This is a genomic window from Vibrio sp. YT-17 (assembly GCF_033337375.1).
GTDB lineage: Bacteria > Pseudomonadota > Gammaproteobacteria > Enterobacterales > Vibrionaceae > Vibrio > Vibrio alginolyticus.
Genome location: NZ_JAWOQP010000049.1, coordinates 1 through 5344, shown reverse-complemented (window position 1 = coordinate 5344; position 5344 = coordinate 1). Strand labels below are relative to the sequence as shown.

The 5344-nt window shown below is 39.3% G+C and carries 8 protein-coding genes; all 8 read right to left on the bottom strand.

The window, feature by feature from the left end; translation table 11 throughout:
• Positions 1–188: 188 nt before the first annotated feature.
• Positions 189–551 (bottom strand): DUF2750 domain-containing protein, encoded by a 363-nt coding sequence (locus R7F67_RS23705; RefSeq protein ID WP_025998600.1) that lies wholly within the window; start codon positions 549–551, stop codon positions 189–191.
• A gap of 144 nt (positions 552–695) precedes the next feature.
• Complete coding sequence (locus R7F67_RS23700) at positions 696–1202, bottom strand: GNAT family N-acetyltransferase (RefSeq protein ID WP_258475298.1); 507 nt, start codon at positions 1200–1202, stop codon at positions 696–698.
• A 156-nt stretch (positions 1203–1358) separates the two neighbouring features.
• On the bottom strand, positions 1359–1766 hold the full coding sequence (locus tag R7F67_RS23695) for a hypothetical protein (RefSeq protein WP_258475297.1): 408 nt from the start codon (positions 1764–1766) through the stop codon (positions 1359–1361).
• Positions 1767–1899: 133 nt separating this feature from the next.
• The gene (locus R7F67_RS23690) at positions 1900–2298 is read right to left on the bottom strand and encodes a DUF6232 family protein (RefSeq protein ID WP_025539256.1); all 399 of its coding nucleotides are present in this window, start codon (positions 2296–2298) and stop codon (positions 1900–1902) included.
• A 135-nt stretch (positions 2299–2433) separates the two neighbouring features.
• A complete protein-coding gene (locus R7F67_RS23685) occupies positions 2434–3138 on the bottom strand; it encodes a DUF5677 domain-containing protein (protein WP_054577330.1) in 705 nt (234 codons plus the stop codon).
• 154 nt (positions 3139–3292) lie between these two features.
• Positions 3293–3997: a hypothetical protein gene (locus R7F67_RS23680; protein WP_258475303.1), complete on the bottom strand. Its 705-nt coding sequence runs from the start codon at positions 3995–3997 to the stop codon at positions 3293–3295.
• Positions 3998–4148: 151 nt separating this feature from the next.
• Positions 4149–4619, bottom strand: a complete 471-nt coding sequence (locus R7F67_RS23675) for a GNAT family N-acetyltransferase (RefSeq protein WP_033907467.1) — start codon at positions 4617–4619, stop codon at positions 4149–4151.
• 145 nt (positions 4620–4764) lie between these two features.
• Positions 4765–5244 (bottom strand): GNAT family N-acetyltransferase, encoded by a 480-nt coding sequence (locus R7F67_RS23670; protein ID WP_238811489.1) that lies wholly within the window; start codon positions 5242–5244, stop codon positions 4765–4767.
• Between the last annotated feature and the right edge of the window lie 100 nt (positions 5245–5344).

Sequence of the window (5344 nt, the reverse complement as noted above, 5' to 3'; positions counted from 1 at the left end):
AATACTCACTCTTTTCATCGCAATTTCTGAACACTACCTTGTTCATATTGGATTATTTCCTCAAAAGCGTATAACGCTCTGTTAAGGGGTGAGCAACGCAATACCGATGCCACCGCATACCACCTTAATCACTAAAACCAACGCATAGTAAAAATGCCACGCGTTGTGAATCCCTCTTAAACAGTTTGTTAGCTGCGTACCAACATTTTTGCCACATCAATTGCGACAACTTCTGTACCACAGAGGTTTGGATTCCAATTGAGACCCACAAGATGTCCATCGCTATGAATACCTTTTAGCCAATTATCAACGAATGAATCTAGGTTAATTGGACTTGGGACATACAACCCCCAATCACCAATTGCGACCCGACTTGCGTATGCTCTATCTGACCAAAAAACATAAACTGATGCGTCTGGATACAGATTCGAATTACAAACTGCCCAACCACCATCAGGATGCTGAAGTCCCCAAACAGTTCGATTTTCGATTACTCTGTCGATAAATCTTATGTAATTGGAACTTGATGTAGCTTTATCTTGGAGCATCATTTTTCCTCTAAGCAGCTAACGCCGCGTTAAGGGGCAGCGACGCGCTACCACCAAACTTTAATTTACCACCGTAAACACAATTGCCAATACTTGAGCTAAAGTTGCCACGCGTTGACTGTCCCTCTTGAACGCCTTGTTAGCAGTTTAGCCTCGGTACTCATACAGATTGTTTTGTAAACCATGTAGTTCCATGGTCCCCTTCAAGCTGAAACCTATATTTTTCAGTAGGTTATTTGACCTTAAGTTATCCGGAAACGTGATGGCTAAAACGGTATGTAAAGAATGTGCACTCATCTCTTCTTTTAGTATTATTTCAGCTGCTTCACTCGCGTAACCTTTACCGCAAAACTCCGGTAAAAATGCATAGCCTAAATCTGGAAGATCTAATTCTCCTCTTTTTACCAACCCGCACATACCAATTGGTGTTTTTTCACTTTTTAGCAATACTAAGTAGAGTCCAAAACCATATGTTCCATAGCTTGATATAGGGCCATTGGCTAGATAATTGACAGCGTCTTCCTGAGTACGAACATTCTTATCGGCTATGTGCCGAATAAACGACTCGTCATTAAGTAACCGAAGAATAAACTCGGTATCACTCAAATCAAACTGCCTAATAATCAATCTTTCTGTTTCACACACCGCTTTCATGGACATACCCCAGATATCAAGAAACTGCTAACGCCCTGTTAAGGGGTGAGCAACGCAATACAAAAGCCGCCGCATACCACCTTAAACACTAAAACCAACGCATAGTGAAAATGCCACGCGTTGCGAATCCCTCTTGAACAGATTGTTAGCTGTGTACTACAACACTAGCATTAAAACCAAAGGTCCCAAAGCTGCGACAACCATCATCAAAAACCAGAGATAAATCATCAATGATAGGTAGAGCGAAAATATCCCTTGTACAGCATTTTCCAGCTCGATACCTTTATTGTTCTGTAAAAAGTACGCTAACTCTGCCCTAGGAATGGAGCCTGCAACTTTTCGAAACTTTAGCTTCAAAAGCATAAGACCCATTGAGGTAGGTACACTAAGCATCAACAGATACAACATGCAAGACATGAAGGTGTTTTCGGGAGATTTGTTACCTGAAACTATAGCCGCAATAATGATGACTAAGAGTAGAGAGGAAAAACCTTTAAATGATGAAAAGACTGAGTCTCGCGTTTTAACATATAGCCAAAATAACGGCTTATCGATTATTTTCATTTGTTTCTCAAACAGCTAACGCCTTGTTAAGGTGTGAGGCATGCAATACCGAAGGTTCCGCATAACACCTTAACCACTAAAACCAACGCATAGTAAAAATGCCACGCGTGCCGAATCACTCTTGAACAATTTGTTATACGAATTTCTTCAGTGCCAACACTTGCTGTTCAAATAACTCACAATCTGACTTTGAGTATGACTTAGCGACATTAACCCATTGAACGCCCGTTTCATCTATGTGACGAAACTCGACTTGAAGTGCATATTTAGAACAACGAAAAAGAGCAAAAACCAAACCTACAACCGTCAGACTAAGAACTAAAACTAGTAGCCATTGTGGCACCTCTTCCAACCTTGGAATAACTAACCAAACTGCCCCTGAAAAAACACATACCCAGAATAAAACTTGACCTAAATTATCAAGAAAACTTAACTTTTTAACCCTAACATTGTTTATCTTAGACAAAGGATATGAGTCTTTCTTAAACCTGAACTCTTTTGAATCCAAGTTAAAATCATTACTTTTGTACATAATTTCCCTCTATTCGTATAACGCCCTGTTAAGGTGTGAGCAATGCAATACCGATGCCGCCGCAGACCACCTTAAACACTATATCCAACGCATAGTAAGAATGCCACGCGTTGCGAATCACTCTTAAACAGTTTGTTAGGCTTCGACGCCGTATGGTCTGCTTATCTCATAAGGAATGGATAACTCTTCACAAATTCGGGATAGCGTATCATGTGCGTACAATTGAGCATGTATTTGAAGTACTTTTTGATTTTCAACTGATGCAGCATTGCCATAATCATTAACTAAGTAAGAGCTTGGATGAACCAATTTAGAATATAGCTTAAACAATCCTTTGTGCTCTGATTCCATTTCTACAGTTTTTGCTAAATTGCCCGTACTTGCAGGTTGTTTAATAACTGGTAAGTTATATTTTTGTGCTAAGTTTTTTAACCGTGTAATTTCATACTCCAAAATTGCTCTCTCTTGAGTTCTTTCATTTCCATTCCCTAACGAAAGGATTCCCTCAAGGGTTTGAACTTTATCTGTTAGTGCTTCTGACGCCCATTTTTTTTGTTCATTTTCATCTGAGAGAGTTCTTAACCTAACATTCAATTCATAAATACTTCGAGTTGAGGTGGCTAATATGGAAATATGTTGATTTATCGATACCTTTGTAACTTCTAGGTAATCACACACTGAATTAAGAATATTAACTAACAGAACTGACTTTTCCGTTCTTTCTACATTCTTATCAATCCACCTAATTATAAACTTTGATTTTTTAACTATTTTGTCGATATTTTTCTTGAGCTCTATATTGCTTCCATCGACAACATGATCTTTCAATTTTTTAGACATTTTCACCTCCTCTTGATTTGAAGCCTAACGCCGCATTAAGGTGTGAGCAACGCTGCCACCAAACCTAACCCATTGCGCCGTAAACACGAAACCCAACCTTGAACTGAAAATGTCAAGCGTTGGGAATCACTCTTAAATGCTTTGTTAGCAACTTTTAAGTAGGTAGGACAACCAAGTCTAGGTCGTCGCCGACTTTTAAACCTACCTCAGAGTACGTTGATTCCACATTCTCTATAAACTGTTTTTCTATAGGCTTTCTTCCCAACGGATCAATTAAGAGCCAGTTTTCTCCATAATTTTCTCTAGTCAAATCAGACATTGACATACTCATCGCCAAACTCAGCAACCGCGACCAAGTATCTTCTGGGGAAGATGATTCTATTGACGACTTACCCGGTAAATTAATTCGAATACCAACTCTCTGCTTACTGGATGAAGACAAATTCTTAGCTACAGAGACTTCAGACTTTCTAATGTCGGCTGATAATGATGAAAGCCCTTGCTTTAAAGCATTAAGATCTTCTTCATTTGCCAAAGAGTTTACCTTAGCATCTAGTAATTCAAGTTTCTCCAAAACATCACTGCTTGTAGAGTACTCCCCTCTTTCACTTAGCTGCCCACCTTTCAAAATGAAATGTCGCATGGAATCGCCATATGCCTTTAGCTCTGGCATCGCCACTTGTGATATAGACTTCGCATCCGATTTAATTTCCAACAACAAAGATGCTGTTTTTTCATTTACACGATCAGTTTCATTTTTAATATGTATCGTAAGAAATATAGCAACAATCGCCAAAACGAAAGATGCAATGCTAGAAATAAAAGAAATCATCGTGAACCAATCTATAGTTGTATCCATTAAACACCTCTAGTCTAATTTTTAGGGAAGTTGCTAACGCCTTGTTAAGGTGTGAGGCACGCAATACCGAAGCTGCCGCATACCACCTTAATCACTAAAACCAACGCATAGTAAAAATGCCACGCGTGCCGAATCACTCTTGAACAATTTGTTATGCGATTTTTACGCGCATTATGTGCTGAGGGCCCGCTAAACCACCCAAATACTGCTCAGGAGTGTTTTCAAAGCCACCATTTTCGTAACACGCTTTAGCACTTGGATTTTTACAATTAACTGTCAGGTAAACCCAGTTGAACTCTGAGTAGTATGCTTTTATGTAGGATAAGAGTACTTTAACTGATTTTGTACCCAAACCTTTACCTTGACTATCAATGTCGATTGCAAAAGATCTTAGGCCTAATCCATCGGGTGGACAAAACTCATAATTAGAAGAATAGGCGATATCTAGTTTGAAGAAACCAATTACTATATCGTCATTTTTTATAATATGCAGATGGGTTGTCTTGTTACCACTTGATAGAAATTCATCAGCCGTACCAGCAAACTTAACTTGCTCATCAGCTAAACGTACAAGCTTAACTGCCTCAAAATTTGATTCGTTTACCTTCTCTATTTCTAACATCTTGCTTCCATACTATTGAATCGCATAACGCCGCGTTAAGGGGCAGCAACGCACTGCCGTCAAACCTCAATTTACCACCGTAAACACAAATACCAAGACTTGAGCCAAAATCGCCACGCGTTGACTGTCCCTCTTGAACGCCTTGTTAGAAGACTCGTACGTAAAATTTTGTATCTACAGACATGACTGGAAACGATTCAGGGAGAGTATTTTTCGATACCTCCAAAAAACCATTTTTTTCATAAAATTTGTGTGCAGCTAAAAACTCTGCAGTTGTACCCAAATAAATAGATTGTGTCAGGTTTGACTTAGCCCAATCAAGCGCATGCCTTAAAAGTAACGAAGAAACACCACGCTCTTTCCCTCTGAAATCTGGATGGACAAACATCTTTCTCAGTGCAGACATATCGCCACCAATATCGAGCAAAGAGATTGTACCTACAACATGGTCTTCATGAAGACATACCCAAAAATTACCATTTCCGTGTTGGTAGTAATTGGAAATGTCTTGCAAATCTGGCTGCTCTCGCTCTGTAATTGATATACCGAACTCGTTAACCTGAATATTTAGTATTAAATCGATCACTTCCCTTTTGTATTCAGATTTATACTCTTTTATTTGCATAGTCTGATTTCCCTGTATGTCTTCTAACGCCCTGTTAAGGTGTGAGCAACGCAATACCGATGCCGCCGCATACCACCTTAAACACTAAACGCAACGCATA

Coding starts and splice junctions, on each gene's coding strand:
- R7F67_RS23705 (WP_025998600.1), bottom strand. CDS start 551: ATGATGCTCCAAGATAAAGCTACATCAAGTTCCAATTACATAAGATTT.
- R7F67_RS23700 (WP_258475298.1), bottom strand. CDS start 1,202: ATGAAAGCGGTGTGTGAAACAGAAAGATTGATTATTAGGCAGTTTGAT.
- R7F67_RS23695 (WP_258475297.1), bottom strand. CDS start 1,766: ATGAAAATAATCGATAAGCCGTTATTTTGGCTATATGTTAAAACGCGA.
- R7F67_RS23690 (WP_025539256.1), bottom strand. CDS start 2,298: ATGTACAAAAGTAATGATTTTAACTTGGATTCAAAAGAGTTCAGGTTT.
- R7F67_RS23685 (WP_054577330.1), bottom strand. CDS start 3,138: ATGTCTAAAAAATTGAAAGATCATGTTGTCGATGGAAGCAATATAGAG.
- R7F67_RS23680 (WP_258475303.1), bottom strand. CDS start 3,997: ATGGATACAACTATAGATTGGTTCACGATGATTTCTTTTATTTCTAGC.
- R7F67_RS23675 (WP_033907467.1), bottom strand. CDS start 4,619: ATGTTAGAAATAGAGAAGGTAAACGAATCAAATTTTGAGGCAGTTAAG.
- R7F67_RS23670 (WP_238811489.1), bottom strand. CDS start 5,244: ATGCAAATAAAAGAGTATAAATCTGAATACAAAAGGGAAGTGATCGAT.